At 54.1% G+C, this 17,813-nt stretch carries 17 protein-coding genes; 4 read left to right on the forward strand and 13 right to left on the reverse strand.

All coding sequences use genetic code 11. The features are described 5' to 3' along the window. Window positions 1–43: 43 nt before the first annotated feature. Window positions 44–1,084: a GMP reductase gene (locus EDC54_RS11270; protein WP_132456190.1), complete on the reverse strand. Its 1,041-nt coding sequence runs from the start codon at window positions 1,082–1,084 to the stop codon at window positions 44–46. Between the two features lie 280 nt (window positions 1,085–1,364). On the opposite strand from EDC54_RS11270, the gene coaE reads away from it, so the two are divergent. Genes coaE through yacG form a run of 3 tightly spaced genes read left to right on the forward strand, consistent with a single transcriptional unit; the run spans window position 1,365 to window position 2,970 of the window. Continuing rightward, the gene (gene coaE, locus EDC54_RS11275; RefSeq protein ID WP_132456192.1) at window positions 1,365–1,985 is read left to right on the forward strand and encodes a dephospho-CoA kinase; all 621 of its coding nucleotides are present in this window, start codon (window positions 1,365–1,367) and stop codon (window positions 1,983–1,985) included. Then, a complete protein-coding gene (gene zapD / locus EDC54_RS11280) occupies window positions 1,978–2,730 on the forward strand; it encodes a cell division protein ZapD (protein ID WP_132456194.1) in 753 nt (250 codons plus the stop codon). The genes coaE and zapD overlap by 8 nt, the downstream gene beginning before the upstream one ends. A 45-nt stretch (window positions 2,731–2,775) precedes the next feature. Next, window positions 2,776–2,970, forward strand: a complete 195-nt coding sequence (gene yacG / locus EDC54_RS11285) for a DNA gyrase inhibitor YacG (protein ID WP_132456196.1) — start codon at window positions 2,776–2,778, stop codon at window positions 2,968–2,970. A gap of 56 nt (window positions 2,971–3,026) precedes the next feature. Here yacG and mutT read toward each other — a convergent pair whose 3' ends face one another. From mutT to secM, 3 genes are all read right to left on the reverse strand, one after another. Continuing rightward, entirely contained in the window at window positions 3,027–3,422 is a 396-nt protein-coding gene (mutT, locus tag EDC54_RS11290) for an 8-oxo-dGTP diphosphatase MutT (protein ID WP_132456198.1), read from the reverse strand. A 78-nt stretch (window positions 3,423–3,500) separates the two neighbouring features. Next, complete coding sequence (secA, locus tag EDC54_RS11295) at window positions 3,501–6,203, reverse strand: preprotein translocase subunit SecA (RefSeq protein ID WP_132456200.1); 2,703 nt, start codon at window positions 6,201–6,203, stop codon at window positions 3,501–3,503. 112 nt (window positions 6,204–6,315) lie between these two features. After that, window positions 6,316–6,831: a secA translation cis-regulator SecM gene (secM, locus tag EDC54_RS11300; RefSeq protein WP_132456202.1), complete on the reverse strand. Its 516-nt coding sequence runs from the start codon at window positions 6,829–6,831 to the stop codon at window positions 6,316–6,318. Window positions 6,832–6,858: 27 nt separating this feature from the next. On the opposite strand from secM, the gene EDC54_RS11305 reads away from it, so the two are divergent. Continuing rightward, complete coding sequence (locus EDC54_RS11305; RefSeq protein ID WP_132456204.1) at window positions 6,859–7,386, forward strand: DUF721 domain-containing protein; 528 nt, start codon at window positions 6,859–6,861, stop codon at window positions 7,384–7,386. 12 nt (window positions 7,387–7,398) lie between these two features. Here EDC54_RS11305 and lpxC read toward each other — a convergent pair whose 3' ends face one another. From lpxC to murD, 9 genes are all read right to left on the reverse strand, one after another. Next, window positions 7,399–8,316, reverse strand: coding sequence for a UDP-3-O-acyl-N-acetylglucosamine deacetylase (gene lpxC / locus EDC54_RS11310; RefSeq protein ID WP_132456415.1), 918 nt, complete (start codon window positions 8,314–8,316; stop codon window positions 7,399–7,401). Between the two features lie 104 nt (window positions 8,317–8,420). After that, complete coding sequence (gene ftsZ, locus EDC54_RS11315; protein WP_132456206.1) at window positions 8,421–9,572, reverse strand: cell division protein FtsZ; 1,152 nt, start codon at window positions 9,570–9,572, stop codon at window positions 8,421–8,423. A gap of 69 nt (window positions 9,573–9,641) precedes the next feature. Next, window positions 9,642–10,898, reverse strand: a complete 1,257-nt coding sequence (ftsA, locus tag EDC54_RS11320) for a cell division protein FtsA (RefSeq protein WP_132456208.1) — start codon at window positions 10,896–10,898, stop codon at window positions 9,642–9,644. Next, complete coding sequence (ftsQ, locus tag EDC54_RS11325; RefSeq protein ID WP_132456417.1) at window positions 10,895–11,752, reverse strand: cell division protein FtsQ; 858 nt, start codon at window positions 11,750–11,752, stop codon at window positions 10,895–10,897. The genes ftsA and ftsQ overlap by 4 nt, the downstream gene beginning before the upstream one ends. Before the next feature lies 1 nt (window position 11,753). Then, on the reverse strand, window positions 11,754–12,674 hold the full coding sequence (locus EDC54_RS11330) for a D-alanine--D-alanine ligase (protein ID WP_132456210.1): 921 nt from the start codon (window positions 12,672–12,674) through the stop codon (window positions 11,754–11,756). A gap of 8 nt (window positions 12,675–12,682) precedes the next feature. Then, on the reverse strand, window positions 12,683–14,143 hold the full coding sequence (gene murC / locus EDC54_RS11335) for a UDP-N-acetylmuramate--L-alanine ligase (RefSeq protein ID WP_132456212.1): 1,461 nt from the start codon (window positions 14,141–14,143) through the stop codon (window positions 12,683–12,685). 61 nt (window positions 14,144–14,204) lie between these two features. Beyond that, window positions 14,205–15,296: an undecaprenyldiphospho-muramoylpentapeptide beta-N-acetylglucosaminyltransferase gene (gene murG / locus EDC54_RS11340; RefSeq protein ID WP_132456214.1), complete on the reverse strand. Its 1,092-nt coding sequence runs from the start codon at window positions 15,294–15,296 to the stop codon at window positions 14,205–14,207. Then, window positions 15,293–16,495: a cell division protein FtsW gene (ftsW, locus tag EDC54_RS11345; RefSeq protein WP_132456216.1), complete on the reverse strand. Its 1,203-nt coding sequence runs from the start codon at window positions 16,493–16,495 to the stop codon at window positions 15,293–15,295. Before ftsW ends, murG begins: the two co-directional genes overlap by 4 nt. After that, complete coding sequence (murD, locus tag EDC54_RS11350) at window positions 16,495–17,811, reverse strand: UDP-N-acetylmuramoyl-L-alanine--D-glutamate ligase (RefSeq protein ID WP_132456218.1); 1,317 nt, start codon at window positions 17,809–17,811, stop codon at window positions 16,495–16,497. Before murD ends, ftsW begins: the two co-directional genes overlap by 1 nt. Between the last annotated feature and the right edge of the window lie 2 nt (window positions 17,812–17,813).

A 17,813-nucleotide genomic window follows, 5' to 3' on the forward strand; every position in this document is an offset into this window, starting at 1 on the left:
TATGAGGTAAAACACCGCTAATCAGCAATAAAGGCCGCGACGTTTATCCGTTGAAAATACGGTTTTCCTGTTCAGCCACGCGAATAAACGTTGTACGTTTCGTCAGTTCTTTCAAACGCGACGCTCCGACATAGGTACAGGCTGAACGCAGACCGCCCAGAATATCGCGCACCGTGTTATCAACCGGGCCGCGCAGCGGCAGCTTCACCGTTTTCCCTTCTGCGGCACGGTATTCCGCTACGCCGCCGACATGACGCTCCATCGCAGACGCGGAACTCATGCCGTAGAACAGCATCATTTTCTCACCGTTTTCTTCCACAATGGTGCCTTCACACTCGTCGTGACCTGCCAGCATCCCGCCCAGCATGACAAAATCCGCACCGCCGCCAAAGGCTTTCGCCACATCGCCCGGCATCACACATCCCCCATCGCTGACAATCTGCCCGCCAAGGCCATGTGCCGCATCGGCGCATTCAATGACCGCAGAAAGCTGAGGATAGCCAACCCCGGTCTTAACGCGCGTGGTACAAACCGATCCCGGTCCAATGCCAACTTTGACGATATCTGCACCGGAAAGAATCAGCTCTTCAACCATCTCCCCCGTCACCACATTGCCCGCGCAGATCACTTTATTCGGGAAGGCCTCACGCGCCTTCTGCAAAAACGTCACAAAGTGCTCAGAGTAGCCATTGGCGACATCAATGCAGATGAACTTCAGTTCAGAAGACAGCGCCAGAACCTGCTTCAGCTTGGTGAAATCGGCGTCGGACGTACCGGTCGAAACCAGCACATGGCGTAATACCGAGACAGGGACACGCTGCACAAACTGGGCCCACTGCTCGACAGTATAGTGTTTGTGGATAGCAGTCAGGATATCAAAAGAGGCCAGTGCTTCCGCCATACGAAACGAGCCAACGGTATCCATATTGGCGGCGATGATCGGAACACCGGACCACTCGATCCCGGCATGGAGGAAGGTGAATTGACGTTCAAGTTCAACGTCGGAACGGCTTTTTAGCGTCGAACGCTTTGGCCGGATGAGAACGTCTTTAAAGCCTAACTTTACATCTTCTTCGATACGCATAGGGTTCGGATTCCTGGTTAGTGACGACGGTATGCCCAGTGTCGTAATTGCGCATGAGCATTGCTGACTTACCAGTGACGCTATCATACGCAGGAATAATCCTACGGCAAGACTGCGATTTTCACTTTATTTGGGATAAAATCAGAGAAATTTACCTATCACCCAGCAAAGTGATAACGTGAAGCAAACTGCGGTTTATGCCTGATTGACGTCAAGGGGTTGGGATGCGCTTCCTCCCCTTTGAAAATAGTAGGAATGTTAACTTTTCAACGCGGGTGCAATGACATACATCGTCGCTTTAACAGGCGGTATCGGTAGCGGGAAAAGTACCGTAGCCGATGAATTCGCCAAATTAGGAACCGCGATTGTTGATGCGGACCTCATCGCGCGTCAGGTCGTCGAGCCGGGTAAACCCGCACTGGACGCCATCAGACGACGGTTCGGCAACACGGTGCTCAATGCAGACGGAAGCTTGAACCGTGGTGCGCTGCGTGAACGGATCTTTTCCTCGCCGGAGGAAAAACAGTGGCTGAACAATTTGCTCCACCCGCTGATCCATCAGGAAACGCAGGCCCAGTTTCTGGCCGCATCCGCACCGTACATTCTGTGGGTCGTTCCTTTACTGGTGGAGAACGGTCTACAACATCAAGCCCAGCGTATTCTGGTCGTTGATATAGACAGGGAAACACAGCTTGAACGCACGCTGGCCCGCGATGGCATTAGTCGACAGCAAGCAGAAAACATACTGGCGGCACAGGCCACCCGCGAACAACGCCTGATGTATGCCGATGATATTATTGATAACAGCCGCGGCCCAAATGCGCTGGCTCCACTGGTTGCCGAATTGCACCGCCATTATCTGGAGCTGGCCGCCGCAGACAGGATGACGAAGCATGAGTGACGCTTGCTCAACGATTTTATTTGAATACCCGCTAAATGAAAAAACGCGTACCTGGCTGCGCATTGAGTCATTATTACAGCAACTGCATCAAAATCACGCCCTTACCAATATGGGCAGCGCCTTAACGTTTTTCCGCGCCGTGGCCGAACTGCTTGATGTCCTGGAGCGTGGAGATGTACGTGCGGAACTGCTGAAAGAGCTGGAGCGCCAACAGCAAAAATTACTGCAATGGAGCGATGTGCCGGGCGTTGATATGGATCGCATCCATACGTTAAGGCGTCAACTGAAAGATCTGGCGAGTACGCTGATGGCGGCGCCACGAATGGGGCAATACTTGCGCGAAGACCGTCTGATTAGCATGGTCCGCCAGCGGCTCGGCATTCCCGGCGGGTGTTGCAATTTCGATTTACCTACGCTGCACAGTTGGCTGCATCAGCCGCAGGATCTGCGCGAGAAATTGGTTTCCGGCTGGCTCAGCTCCCTGTCGCCGCTGAAATCAGCACTGGATATGATATTGGAACTAATTCGCCATTCCGGGACTTTCCGCCCCCAGACCAGCCTGAATGGTTTCTTTCAGGATAACGCTTCCGATGCCGACCTGCTGCGCTTACGCCTTGAACTGGCGCATAAACTCTACCCGCAGATCTCCGGTCATAAAACGCGTTACGCCATCCGATTCCTACCGCTAGACAGCGAAAACGGCCACATCCCTCCCCGTTTAACGTTTGAGCTGGCCTGTTGCTAATTCAGCCATAATGAGCCCGTTCCGCACGAAACAGAGTGAAAAAGAATGAAAACAGAAGTGACGACCGTAAAGTGCCCAACCTGCAAACAGGCAGTTGTTTGGGATGCATCCAGCCCTTATCGCCCATTTTGCAGTAAGCGCTGTCAGCTTATCGATTTGGGTGAATGGGCTGACGAAGAGAAGCGAATTCCCAGTGATGAGTGTGTTTCTGAGAGTGAAGACTGGAGCGAAACGCGTTAGTTATCACGTTTCGCGATTGCGGCCTTCACAACCGCGACGTGGTTAAGCAGACAGAATTACTGCGATTTCAGCCAGCGGATTACGTCTGCATTCGCTGGCGGAAACGCTTCCTCGCGTAATTCCTCTAGGCGCACCCAGCGTGATTCCTGACCTTCCCGCCCAAAGGGTTCTCCCTGCCAGCGCTCAACCAAAAAGAAGTGAAGCGTGATGATTCTCTCCGGCGTTGAAAACGTTTTGTCCGTCAGCGCCTGCGGCGTCGAAACGTCAATCCCCGTTTCCTCCTGCAGTTCACGAATCAACGCCTGTTCCGGCGTTTCACCTTCCTCAACCTTACCACCAGGAAATTCCCACATCCCCGCCATGTGAACGCCGTCGGGACGACGAGCAATGAAATATTGCTGCTGCGCATTGCGAATGATCCCCACCGCAACGGATAACTGTTTTTGTGTCATAACCCTTCCTGTCAAAACAAAGGCGGTCATCGACCGCCTTCAGACTGATGACATTGAATAACCGAATACCGCAGCCGGTTATTTCTGCAAGCGACCGTGGCACTGCTTATATTTCTTACCTGAACCACACGGGCATGGATCGTTACGCCCGATTTTGCGATCCGCATGCGCAGGTGCGCCGGAATTTTGACCCGCCTCTTCCTGATGGCTCAGTTGCTGCTGCTGCGCCAAACGTTCCGCTTCTTCACGACGTTGCTGTTCCAGCGCTTCAATTTCTTCCGGCATTCTCACCTGAACTTTACTCAGCGTGCTGATCACCTCATATTTCAGGGATTCCAGCATCGCAGAAAACATTGAGAACGACTCGCGCTTGTACTCCTGTTTCGGATCTTTCTGCGCGTAGCCGCGCAGGTGGATACCCTGACGCAGGTAGTCCATCGCCGCCAGATGCTCTTTCCACAGAGAGTCCAGTGTCTGTAACATCACACCTTTCTCAAAGTTACGCATCACTTCGCTACCGACAACGCTTTCTTTGCGCTGATAAACCTCGATCGCCTGCTGGTAAATACGCTCGCGCAACGTCTCTTCATGCAACTCAGGCTCTTTATCCAGCCACTCTTTGATCGGCAAATCCAGATCGAAGTCGTTTTTCAGGCGTTGCTCCAGCCCTTCCGTATCCCACATCTCTTCCAGAGACTGTGGCGGAATATAGCTGTCTATCGTGACTTTGAAGACATCTTCCCGAATGCTGGCGATCGTTTCGCTGATATCGGAGACATCCAGCAATTCGTTACGCTGCGTATAGATCGCACGACGCTGGTCATTCGCCACATCATCGTACTCCAGCAGTTGTTTACGAATATCAAAGTTGCGGCTTTCCACTTTGCGCTGTGCGTTAGCTATCGCCTTGGTGACCCACGGGTGCTCAATCGCCTCGCCCGGTTTCATCCCCAGCTTACGCATCATGTTTGAAACGCGGTCAGAGGCGAAAATACGCATCAGCGCATCTTCCATCGACAGATAGAAACGCGATGACCCCGCATCCCCCTGACGACCGGAACGGCCACGCAGCTGGTTATCGATACGACGAGACTCATGACGCTCAGTACCGATGATGTGCAAGCCCCCCGCGGCCAACACGGCATCATGGCGCACTTTCCAGTCCGCTTTAATTGCGGCTATTTGCTCATCATCAGGATTTTCCAGAAGCGCCACTTCCGCCTGCCAGCTACCGCCCAACACGATATCCGTACCACGGCCAGCCATGTTCGTCGCGATGGTCACCGCGCCTGCCTGTCCCGCCTGTGCGACAATATCTGCTTCCAGCGCATGAAATTTCGCATTCAATACGTTGTGTTTAATGCCTGCTTTTTCCAGCGCGCGAGAAACCACCTCTGATTTTTCGATGGAAATCGTCCCCACCAGAATAGGCTGGCCTTTCGCGGAACGCTCTTTGATATCTTCAATAATCGCATCAATTTTTTCCTGCTCGGTCATGTAGACCAGATCAGGCAAATCTTTACGAATCATCGGGCGGTTAGTCGGCACCACAATCGTGTCCAGCTTATAGATGGAGCTGAACTCAAAGGCTTCGGTATCAGCCGTACCGGTCATCCCCGCCAGTTTTTCATACAGACGGAAGTAATTCTGGAACGTAATAGACGCCAGCGTCTGGTTTTCATTCTGGATGGTCACATTTTCTTTCGCTTCCACCGCCTGATGCAGACCGTCTGACCAGCGACGCCCCTGCATGGTACGGCCCGTGTGTTCGTCAACGATGATCACTTCACCGTCTTTCACAATGTAATCCACATCGCGGGTAAACAACACGTGCGCACGCAGCGCGGCGGTCACATGGTGCATCAGCATAATGTTCGTCGGAGAGTACAGTGATTCCCCTTCCTCCATAATGCCTTCTTTCACCAACAGTTCTTCTACCAGAACCAGCCCACGCTCGGTCAGGTTAACCTGACGCGCTTTTTCATCGACAGAGAAATGTCCTTCGCCGTGGAAGGTATCCGAATCCTCTTTCTCCTGACGGATCAGGTGGGGAATAATTTTATTGACGCGGATATACAGTTCAGAGCTATCTTCTGCCGGGCCGGAAATGATCAGCGGCGTGCGCGCCTCATCGATCAGGATGGAGTCAACCTCATCCACCAGCGCGTAGTACAGTTTGCGCTGTACGCGCTCCTCCGGGCTAAACGCCATGTTGTCGCGCAGGTAGTCAAAACCGTATTCGTTATTGGTACCGTAGGTGATATCTGCGGCGTAGGCTTCACGCTTCGCCGGCGCTGGCATTCCCGGCAGGTTGATCCCAACGCTCAGGCCAAGAAACTCAAACAACGGACGGTTATTTTCGGCATCACGCTGCGCCAGATAATCGTTCACGGTAACCACGTGTACGCCGCGGCCAGTCAACGCATTCAGGTAAGCGGGCAACGTCGCGGTCAGCGTTTTACCTTCACCGGTACGCATCTCCGCAATACAACGCTCGTTAAGTACCATACCGCCGATAAGTTGCACATCGAAGTGACGCATGCCAAACACACGCTTACTGGATTCACGCACGACGGCAAAAGCCTCCGGCAACAGGTTTTCCAGCGTTTCACCTTTTTCCAGACGAGCGCGAAACTCCGACGTTTTCGCTTGCAGCTGCTCATCCGACAGCTTTTCCATTTCAGGCTCTAAGCGATTGATGAAATCGACATTTTTACGCATGCGGCGCAGCGTGCGATCGTTACGGCTACCAAAAATTTTGGTTAGGATATTCATGACCATAATAGTTTTAATCTCACAAGTGCCACGTATCCAGTGGCAACAAAACAGCGAAAAACTGAAAAACTCAGTAAAAAACGGGAGAAATTTCTTCAGCTAATGATTCATTACACCGTCAACTGAAAAGAGATGGCCCTGCACGGATGCCGCGGATTTGGGCAAGCCAGATGCCGATTTGGTGATGTGCCTGAGGATAAAAAGTGACTCGCCCGGCATGGGGAGAAATAACAAAAGGATAGTGGGAATCCTGGGTCAGCAACGCGTTGAGCGTATCCAACAACACCAGAGAATGGGGTGGCAGTTCGTCAACCTGTTGAGCATTAACCGTCTGCGGCGCCGTTAACGCAAAAGACAGGTGACGGATGACCGTGCGAATCGCATGTTGATGCCAGTAATCAACGCTGTAGGACGAGCGTCGATGCGCTTCTTTCAGCGCCACCAGATCGGTGAGACTCAACGAGACGCTATTCTGACGACTAACGCTGGAAGTAGAATTAGGGAGTGAAGTGATATCCTGTGATTCATTCAGGCTTGTCGGCAGACCAAGACTTGCCGCGACCATCCCTAACAAGAGATGCGGCCAGAAATAACGTCTGCCAAATTGTCGCCAACGATTTAGAATACCAATCACAAATCAACATCCACCGGAGCCACCGCTATGCGTGATAGCCGCCCACAGTCACTGGAATTTTTGTTTGATAGCGCATCCCTATCGGGCAAAGGCCCGCTACGGGATGTGCAACAACGCGCTATCGCCTTATTAAAACTCAATCGGGCCGTGCGCGGGTTACTGCCGGCGCCTCTGCACCCATGGTGCCGCGTCGCAAATTATCGACAAGGCCTACTGATACTGGAAACCGCCAACGCCAGTTGGCTAATGCGGTTACGTTACGAACAACCTGCGCTGCTCTCTGCGTTACGCGCACAAATACTACCATCATTGGCTTCAATCGACATCAGGATTAATCCAACGCTTGCCGCAAAAGGGCATGAAATCGTGAAAACGCATGACAGGTTGCAGGAAGAAAACAGCAATGACAACCCCGTGCGCCAGTTGAGCGAACAAAGTGCGAAGACATTGAGGATATTGGCAGGCAATAGCCCGGAAAAACTCGGAAAAATATTAGAACGACTGGCTTCGCTGGCCGGAGAGAGTACCAGTAAAACCAGTCGTAATAAGAAGTGATGACGTTAAGCGTTACGCCATGACCACTGACGGAGCTTTAAATGCCAGCGGCATTTCAGCATCGTCTTCGAAGGTCACGTATTCCCATGCTTCCTGATTCGCCAACACCGCCTGCAACAGTTTATTGTTCAGCGCATGACCGGATTTAAATGCCGCAAACGCACCGATGATGTTGTGACCACACATGAACAAATCGCCGATGGCATCAAGCATTTTGTGGCGGACAAATTCATCTTCAAAACGCAGGCCGTCTTCATTCAGTACACGGTAATCGTCAACAACGATGGCACAATCCATACTGCCGCCCAGGCACAACCCACGAGACTGCAAGTATTCGATATCGCGCATGAAACCAAACGTGCGTGCACGGCTAATCTGACGAACAAACGCATCAGCCGAGAAATCCAGACGATAACGCTGGTTGCCCTCATCAATGGCCGGGTGGTTGAAGTCAATCGTGAAGTCCAGGCTGAAACCGTTGAACGGTTTCATTTCGGCCCACTTGTCGCCGACTTCAACGCGAACAGGTTGCTTAATGCGTAGGAATTTCTTCGCGCTATTCAGCTCTTCGATACCAGCATCCAACAACAGATAAACAAACGGGCTAGCGCTGCCATCCATAATTGGAATTTCCGGTGCATCAACTTCAATGACAATATTGTCAATCCCCAACCCTGCAAGCGCAGCGTTAAGATGCTCCACGGTAGAAATACGTACGTCATGCTCATTAACCAGGCAAGTACAGAGCATGGTATCACGCACGGATTTTGCATCAGCCGGAAAATCAACCGGGGGATTCAAGTCTGTGCGACGATAGATGACCCCGGTATTTGCCGGTGCAGGGCGCATGGTCAGAGTAACCTTCTTGCCGGTATGCAATCCGACGCCAGTCGCCTGAACAATACGTTTTAATGTACGTTGTTTGATCATCATTTTATCTCGCATATTACTGAACCTACCGAACGAGTATAGTCCAGGTTCGGTGGCACAGTTTAGCACAAAGAGCGGAGATTCCAACGCAATAGGGCAGAAAATTAGTCTGCCTGCTTACGCAGAAACGCCGGGATATCCAGATAGTCTGGCTCTTTATTTGTCTGCGGATTCTGGTCGTTAACCACTTTAGCCGCCGGTTTTTCCTGCGCCAGAGGCGTCATACCGTGCTGCTGGTAGCGGTGATCCATTACAGGCTGACTTGCCTGCTTGTTCGTTACCAGCGTGATTTCAGGACGCTTGTCCATGCCAATGCCTGTGGCAACGACCGTTACGCGCAGTTCATCATTCATTTCCGGATCAAGCGATGTACCGATAACGACTGTCGCATTGTCGGATGCGAACGCACGGATAGTGTTACCTACCGTCTCAAACTCATCCAGACGCAGGTCAAAGCCCGCCGTGATGTTGACCAACACGCCACGCGCGCCGGACAGGTCGATATCTTCCAGCAGTGGGCTGGAAATCGCCATTTCAGCCGCTTCTTCCGCACGGTCTTCACCGCGCGCAATGCCGGATCCCATCATGGCATAGCCCATTTCAGACATCACGGTACGGACATCGGCAAAGTCGACGTTCATCAAGCCTGGACGGGTAATCAGCTCGGCGATCCCCTGCACCGCGCCTTTCAGCACGTCGTTCGCGGCGCCAAATGCATCCAACAGGGAAATACCACGCCCCAACACTTTCAGCAGCTTGTCGTTTGGAATGGTGATCAGCGAGTCAACATGCTTCGACAGCTCGGTGATCCCCTGTTCGGCAAACGCCATGCGCTTCTTGCCTTCAAAGTTGAACGGCTTGGTCACGACAGCCACGGTCAGAATGCCGAGATCTTTCGCAACTTCAGCCACAACCGGTGCGGCGCCTGTACCGGTGCCGCCGCCCATACCTGCGGCGATGAACACCATGTCCGCACCTTCCAGTGCTGTACGCAGCGCTTCACGATCTTCCTCAGCCGAGTTACGTCCCACTTCCGGGTTCGCGCCTGCGCCCAAGCCTTTCGTGATGCCGCTACCGATCTGAATCGTTTGGCCAACAGCCGTTTTACGCAGTGCCTGCGCATCCGTATTGACCGCAAAGAATTCAACGCCTTCGATGCGCTCACGCACCATGTGCTCGACGGCGTTGCCGCCGCCGCCGCCGACGCCGATGACTTTAATCACCGCGTCGTTAGTTAATTCCATTGGTTCAAACATAATTTCTCTCCGTTTTGTGCCTGTAACTGCGAGATCATAAAACTGTGCCAGGTGATCTCTTTGATAAAATTAAAATTCTTTCCTCAGCCAACTGTTGATTCGTTTGAACCAATTGCTCACTGAAGCACGTTTTTCGACTTCATGCTCACCACTCAGGTGAGATTCTTTTCCGTAATGCAACAACCCAACTGCCGTTGAGTAATAAGGTTCCTGGGCGTAATCCGTCAGCCCTGTTATATTCAATGGTTGTCCGATGCGGACCTGTGTATGGAATACACGCTGCGCACAGGCCGCCAGACCGTCTATTTGCGCGGCACCGCCCGTCAGCACAATTCCCGCCGCCAGGTGATGTTTCACGCCTTGTTGACGTAATTGCTCCTGCAACTGTAAAAGCTCGTCGTTCACCAGATTCAAAAGCTCGGTGTAACGGGGTTCAATCACTTCCGCTAACGTCTGCCGTTGCAGACTGCGGGGAGGACGCCCGCCAACGCTGGGGACCTCCACATTTTCATCTTTTCCGACAATCGAGCCTAATGCACAACCATGGCGTACCTTGATCGCTTCGGCATCCGTCGGTGGCGTCCCAAACGCATAGGCAATATCGCTCGTCACCACATTGCCGGCATAAGGGATCACTTTCGTGTGTCGCAACGCGCCGCCGGTATAGACCGCGATATCCATGGTGCCGCCGCCGATATCCACTACGCACACACCCAGCTCACGCTCGTCTTCCGTCAGAACCGCATAGCTGGAAGCCAACCCGGCGAAAATCAGCTGATCGACCTTTAGACCACAGCGTTCAACGGCTTTTACAATATTTTTCGCCATATCGTTATGGCAGGTGATCAGGTGGACTTTTGCCTGCATACGCACGCCGGATAGACCAACCGGATTCTTAATCCCTTCCTGATAATCGATCGCATACTCCTGTGGAATCACATGGAGGACACGATGTTCATCGCGGACACGCACTGACTTGGCGGTATGCACCACGCTTTCCACGTCGTCTTGCGTGACTTCTTCTTCTGAAATCGGCACCATCCCAATTTCATTTTGGCAACTGATGTGTTTTCCCGACAGCGCCAGATACACTGAAGAAATCTGGCAGTCCGCCATCAATTCCGCCTGATCGATGGCGCGCTGCACGCATTTCACGACCGATTCCAGATCGTTTACGCCGCCTTTATCCATACCGCGTGACGGGCAACTGCCTACGCCAATAATGTTGACCATGCCATCGGGCAGAACTTCCCCTACCAGCGCAGCCACTTTTGCTGTACCGATTTCCAGTCCAACTACCAGTTTTCTGTCCGTCGACTTGATCATTGTTGTTTAGCCTGTGCCTGATTCTGTTTCTGGTTACTGTTCTGTTGCTGATCAATGTCTTGTTGCTGATCAATGAATGCCGGCGCCCAGCCTACCGCCGCCCCGCTGTCATACCGCAGGTCCACATGACTGATGCGTTTATTTTCGCTTGTCGCCTGCCGCTGCAACAACGGATACAGTTCAATAAAGCGCGCCAAACGCTTGGCTCGATCGTCCCGCCCCAACTCAAGGCGAATATCATCATCTAATCCGAGTTGCCATGAATGCCGCGCACTCATCGCAACCGTTTTCAACCTGAACTTCCCGGCGGCCAGTACCTGATTCATTGTGCGATACCCCTCCAACACTTCTGACTCACTGCCTTCCGGACCATACAGCAACGGCATGGCGCGATTTTTAATTCGCTCGGCCGGTACGCTGAACGAATTGCCTTGCGCATCGACCATAAGCTGGTCATTCCAACGCGCAACGGGAACAAATTCAACCAGATGAATCTTTAATTCATCGGGCCACTGCTTACGCACGCTGGCCTGTTTTATCCACGACAGACGCTCGATCTGCTGTTGGATCACGTTCACATCCTGTGTCATGAACGTTCCCGGCGACCCCAGCGACAAAATCGCCTGACGGATATCATCGTTGGTGGTGTACTGCCTTTCCCCTGTGACAGCCATCCGGGAGAGCGGCAGGCGGCTGGCATCTTTCATCCACCCCACCACAATCCAGCTTCCCCAGACAATCGTCCCGACGACCATCAGCAGGAAAAGCATTCCGGCTAACTGGCCTCCATTACTGCGACGCGTTCCTTTCGTTTCAGGCTCTCGTCCGCGTGTATTAAGCGCTGCCTGCGACATATCAGTCAGCAAGCTCCAGAATCTTCGCAACCAGCTGCGAGAACGTCAGACCACGTTGACGCGCCGCCATCGGAACCAGACTATGACTCGTCATTCCCGGCGAGGTATTAACTTCAAGCAGATAGAAAACGCCGTCGCTATCCATCATAAAATCCACACGCCCCCACCCGCGGCAATCCAGCGCGCGATAAGCCGCCATCGCCAGTACGGCCAACGCTTGTTCCCGATCGTCCGGTAAACCGCTCGGACAAAAATACTGCGTATCGTCCGACAAATATTTAGCTTCGTAATCGTAAAATGTGCCGGCAGGCTGAATACGAATAGAAGGCAAAACCTCATCACCCAGAATAGCAACCGTATACTCCGGGCCGCTCAGACACTTTTCAACCAGCACATCATCATCGTGACGGAACGCTTCTTCCAGTGCGGCGGGCAGTTCAGCGATCGTATTCACTTTGCTCATCCCGACGCTGGAACCTTCACGGCTTGGCTTAACAATCAGCGGCAATCCGAGAGGGGCAAACTTCTCCAACAGCGCACTCTCAGGCGTCTGTGAATATTCACGACGGTCGAGCGCCACGTAGGGCGACACCGGTAATCCCATCGCCTGCCATATCTGCTTGGTGCGCAGTTTATCCATCGTCAGTGCTGACGCCATGACGCCGCTACCGGTATAAGGTAGCCCCAGATATTCCAACACGCCCTGCAATGTGCCGTCTTCGCCACCGCGCCCGTGTAAGGCGATAAAGACGCGGGTGTAGCCTTCTTCCTTCAATTTCGTGACAGGAAAATCACGGGGATCAACCGCATGCGCATTGATGCCGGCTTCTTTCAGTCCAGCCAAAACCGCCTGACCGGAAAGTAACGACACTTCACGTTCGGCAGAGGTTCCACCAAGCAATACGGCAATTTTCTCAGTCATGATGTTCCTCATTCGCTTATCTGCGGCTGTAATCTGGAATCAGCCAGTTTACGCGCCACTTTACCGATGTTACCGGCGCCCTGAACCAATATCAGGTCTCCGTCGCGCAACGCCTGTGACAAAATCTCCGGTAATGTTTCCACGTCCGTCACCAGAATCGGATCGATTTTGCCTCTGCCGCGAATCGTGCGGCACAGCGAGCGACTATCCGCGCCCGGAATCGGCGACTCCCCAGCGGAATACACATCCAGCATCAGCAGCACGTCAACCTGCGATAACACGTGCGCGAAATCGTCATACAAATCACGGGTTCGCGTGTAACGATGCGGCTGGAAAATCATGACCAGCCGTTTATCTGGCCACCCGGCGCGCGCCGCTTTAATCGTGGCATCGACTTCCGTCGGATGATGGCCGTAGTCATCGACCAACATCGCCGAGCCACGTTGTCCGTTCACTAACTCAAGCGGATATTCCCCCAGGAAATCAAAGCGGCGCCCGGTTCCCTGAAAACGCTCAAGCGCGCGCAAAATGGCTTCGTCGTCAATCCCTTCATCGGTCGCTACGGCAACCGCCGCCGCCGCATTCAGCGCATTGTGGCGTCCCGGCGCGTTCAGCGTGACGTTAAGCAGCGGCTTATCTTTCCGCTCCAGCGTAAAGAGCCCCTGAGCACCAATCTGGCGGTATCCGGCAACGCGCACGTCCGCATCGTCACTAAAGCCATACGTTGTGATATGGCGACCCACGCGCGGCAAGAGTTCGCGAACGACCGCATCGTCAATACACATCACCGCCTGACCATAAAATGGCAGATTGTGCAGGAAATTAATGAACGTCTGTTTCAGGTTCTCAAAATCCCCCTGATAGGTGTCCATATGGTCGGCTTCAATGTTAGTCACAATCGCGACCATTGGCTGCAAGTGCAGGAAAGACGCATCACTTTCATCGGCTTCCGCAATCAGGTAGCGACTTGATCCCAGACGTGCGTGCGTGCCTGCCGCTTTCACCAGTCCACCGTTCACAAACGTCGGATCCAGCCCCGCCTCTGCGTAAATACTGGTTACGATCGCCGTCGTCGTCGTCTTGCCGTGCGTGCCCGCAATCGCGATGCCGTGACGAAAACGCATCAGTTCCGCCAGCATCTCTGCGCGACGGATCACCGGAATACGCGCGTCATGCGCGGCAACGATTTCCGGGTTATCGCTCGCAATCGCACTCGACACCACCACCACGCTGGCATTCAACACATTCTCGGCCCGATGGTGGAAATAAATCTGCGCGCCAAGCTCAGCCAGTTGTTGAGTCACCGCGTTCGGCGCCAGATCGGAACCGCTAATCTCATAACCTTCATTGGCCAACACTTCGGCGATACCCCCCATGCCGGCACCCCCGATGCCGACAAAGTGTATGTGCCGGACGCGGTGCATCTCGGGCACGATTGAACGTAGTTTCGCCAGTTGTTGAGTATTCACTTTATTCTATCGCTACCTTGTCGTGCCGCCGTACCGCTTTTGTCCGACAACACTGCATTAATTAACCATGAGCCACATGCGTGACCCGACTACCCGCCGCGGCACTGACTTCCGCCGCTACCCGGTTGGTGGCGTCTGGAATTGCCACCGCGCGAGCCTTTTGCGCCATTGCCAGCAGCGTCGCACGATCCCAACCGGACAGCACGTCGCTGACCGCCGCTACGTTAAACTGAGGCTGCTCAATAATTTTTGCCGCGCCCGCCTTTTCCAGCGGCAACGCATTCCAATACTGCTGCCGATCTTTATGCTGAAACGGCACAAACAGCGCCGGCAAGCCGGCTGCGGCGATTTCACTGACGGTCAGCGCGCCGGAACGGCACACCACGACGTCCGCCCAGGCGTAAGCTGCCGCCATGTCATCGATAAATTCGCTGATCCTATGCTGCGTTTGTCCAACGTCCTGATAAGCCTGTTGGACGCCGGCTAACGCACCTTTACCAACCTGATGCCAAATCGTCACGCGCTCACCCAGTTGCGCCGCGACGCCCGGTAAGACTTGATTCAGCACTCGCGCGCCCTGACTTCCCCCGAACACCAGCACCCTCACCGGGCCGGAGCGATCGGCAAATCGTGCTTCCGGTGCCGGCAGCGCCAACACATCGGTCCTGACGGGGTTCCCCACCACATCCGCCTTGGGAAACGCGCCGGGAAATGCCTGTAATACTTTTTTCGCGATATGGGATAACCAGCGATTGGTTAACCCAGCAATGCCGTTTTGTTCATGCACGACGACCGGAATACCGCACAGCCAGGCAGCCAGACCACCGGGGCCAGAGACGTAGCCGCCCATTCCCAGCACCACATCAGGTTGATAACGACGCATAATGGCCCGGGCCTGACGCACCGCCTGAAAAATACGCATCGGCGCGCTCAGCAGCGCCAACACGCCTTTTCCACGCAATCCGGAAATGCGGATAAAATCAATTTCGATACCGTGCTTAGGCACCAAATCAGCTTCCATCCGGTCCGCCGTACCTAACCAGCGAACCTGCCAACCTTGCGCCATCAAGTGGTGCGCCACCGCCAGCCCGGGGAAAACATGTCCGCCCGTTCCGCCAGCCATCACCATCAAACGCTTGCCTTCGCCACTCATCGGGCACCTCTCGTAAACGCCTGCGCTTTTGTCAGACGCGTTTCAAAATCAATGCGTAACAGCAAAACAATCGCCGTCGACATAATCAGCAGGCTGGAACCGCCATAGCTAATCAACGGCAGCGTCAGCCCTTTCGTCGGCAGCATGCCCGCCGCCGCGCCGACGTTCACCAGCGTCTGAAAACTGAACCAGACACCGATCGAGCACGCCAAAAAACCCGAAAAACGCTGGTCGATTTCCAGCGCCCGCTTCCCGATAGACATCGCACGAAAAGCGACGAAGAATATCATTAACAGCGCTAAAACCACACCGATATAGCCAAGCTCCTCGCCTAAAATCGAGAAAATGAAATCGGTATGCGCTTCCGGCAAATATTCGAGTTTCTGTATCGAGTTCCCGAGACCTTGCCCCCAGAACTCACCGCGCCCAAACGCCATCAGCGATTGTGTCAGCTGGTAACCGCTGCCAAACGGATCCTCCCAGGGGTTCCAGAACGAGGTCACGCGGCGCATACGATAAGGCTCGGCGATAATCAACAGCACTACCGCAAAGATGCCACAGCCGATGATCGCCAAAAATTGCCATAGCTTGGCGCCCGCCAGAAACAACATCGCCAGCGTCGTAATAAACAGCACCACCACGGTGCCGAGATCGGGCTGCGCCAGTAACAACACCGCCAGCACCACCATTACGCCCATCGGCTTGCAAAACCCCCAGAAGTTGTTCCGCACCTCTTCAACCTTGCGTACCATGTAGCTGGACAAGTAGCAAAACAGCGCCAGCTTGGATAATTCAGCGGGCTGGATACGCAATGGCCCCAGAGAAATCCAGCGTGACGCGCCGTTGACCGAGCTCCCCACGGCTAACACAACCAGCAGCATGACCATTGAGAGCAATAACAGTACCGGGCTGTAACGTTGCCAGATCGCCATCGGCACGCGCAGCGTCACCAAAGACAAACCCAATGCCAACCCCAGATAGATCGCATCACGCTTCGCAAACAAAAACGGATCGCCAGCAAGACGCTGTCCAACCGGCATGGAGGCTGACGTCACCATCACAAACCCAATAACAGCCAGCCCAAACGTCAACCACACCAGCGTTCGGTCATACAGAACAAGACTCAGGGTATCGCTTTCACGCGACCCCATAACCCAGTTCTTGATACGTTCGATCAACGCCAGCCCGAAGAACCGCATCAGCCTAACTCCCCGGCAAGGCGGGCAAATTCATCGCCTCGCTGTTCAAAACTACGGAATTGATCCAGGCTGGCGCAAGCGGGAGACAGTAACACCATATCGCCCGGCTTGACGCGCTCAGCGATCGCGCGCATGGCCTGTTCCATCGTTTCTGTCTGTTCGGCGATGTCAGGACGTAACGCCGATAGCCGTTGTCCGTCACGGCCAAAACAATACAAACGGATCCGATCGCCCTGCACATACGGTGTCAGAGGCGAGAAATCGGCCGATTTTCCATCACCGCCTAATAGCAGATGCAGCGTACCCTCGACGGTTAACCCGCTGAGTGCGGCCTCCGTGCTCCCGACGTTGGTCGCTTTGGAATCGTTAACCCACCGCACGCCGTTGCGCTCTAGCACCATTTGAAAACGGTGTGGCAACCCGGTAAATGTCGTCAGCGCCGTCAGGGCGGAAGCACGCGGGATCTGCACGGCGTCAGCCAACGCCAGCGCCGCCAACGCATTCGTGTAGTTGTGCTGCCCCACCAGCTTGATTTCTCGCGTGTTGAGCACCCTTTCTCCGTTCACCCGAAGCCAGGTTTCTCCCTGCTGTCGGTTAAGATGATAATCACCGACATCAACACCGAAACTGCGGCAGCGCACATCGGCCCCGCGAACCGGCATGGTCAGCGCATCATCAGCGTTCACGACGCATAAATCCGCGTGTTCATAAATACGCAGCTTGGCCGCGCGATACTGCTGTAAGCCAAACGGATAACGGTTGGTATGATCTTCCGTCACGTTCAGAATGGTCGCCGCCGCCGCGTGCAGGCTGCTCGTCGTTTCCAGTTGAAAGCTCGACAGCTCCAGCACATAAAGCTGAGCAGGCTGTTTAAGCAATTGCAGCGCCGGCAGGCCGATGTTGCCGCCAACTCCCACCTGCCATCCGGCAGCTCGCGCCATTTCACCGACCAGCGTCGTCACCGTACTTTTACCGTTCGACCCGGTAATCGCCACAATCGGCGCCAGCGCTTCGCGACAGAACAATTCGATATCGCCGACAATTTCAATGCCGGCATCGGCAGCGTCACACAAAACTGGCGTCGCCAACGCAACACCGGGGCTGGCGACGATCAAATCCGCGTTCATCAGCCAATCTTCATTCAGGCTACCGACGTGCCGTTCTACCTGCTCAGGCAGCTTATCCAGACCCGGCGGACTGATGCGGGTATCCACCACGCGCGGTACGACACCACGCGTGAGGAAGAAATCAACACAGGAGAGCCCGGTCAGACCCAACCCGATAATGACGACTTTTTTACCCTGATAGTCCACCATGT

The sequence above is a fragment of the Samsonia erythrinae genome (assembly GCF_004342665.1).
Taxonomy (GTDB): domain Bacteria; phylum Pseudomonadota; class Gammaproteobacteria; order Enterobacterales; family Enterobacteriaceae; genus Samsonia; species Samsonia erythrinae.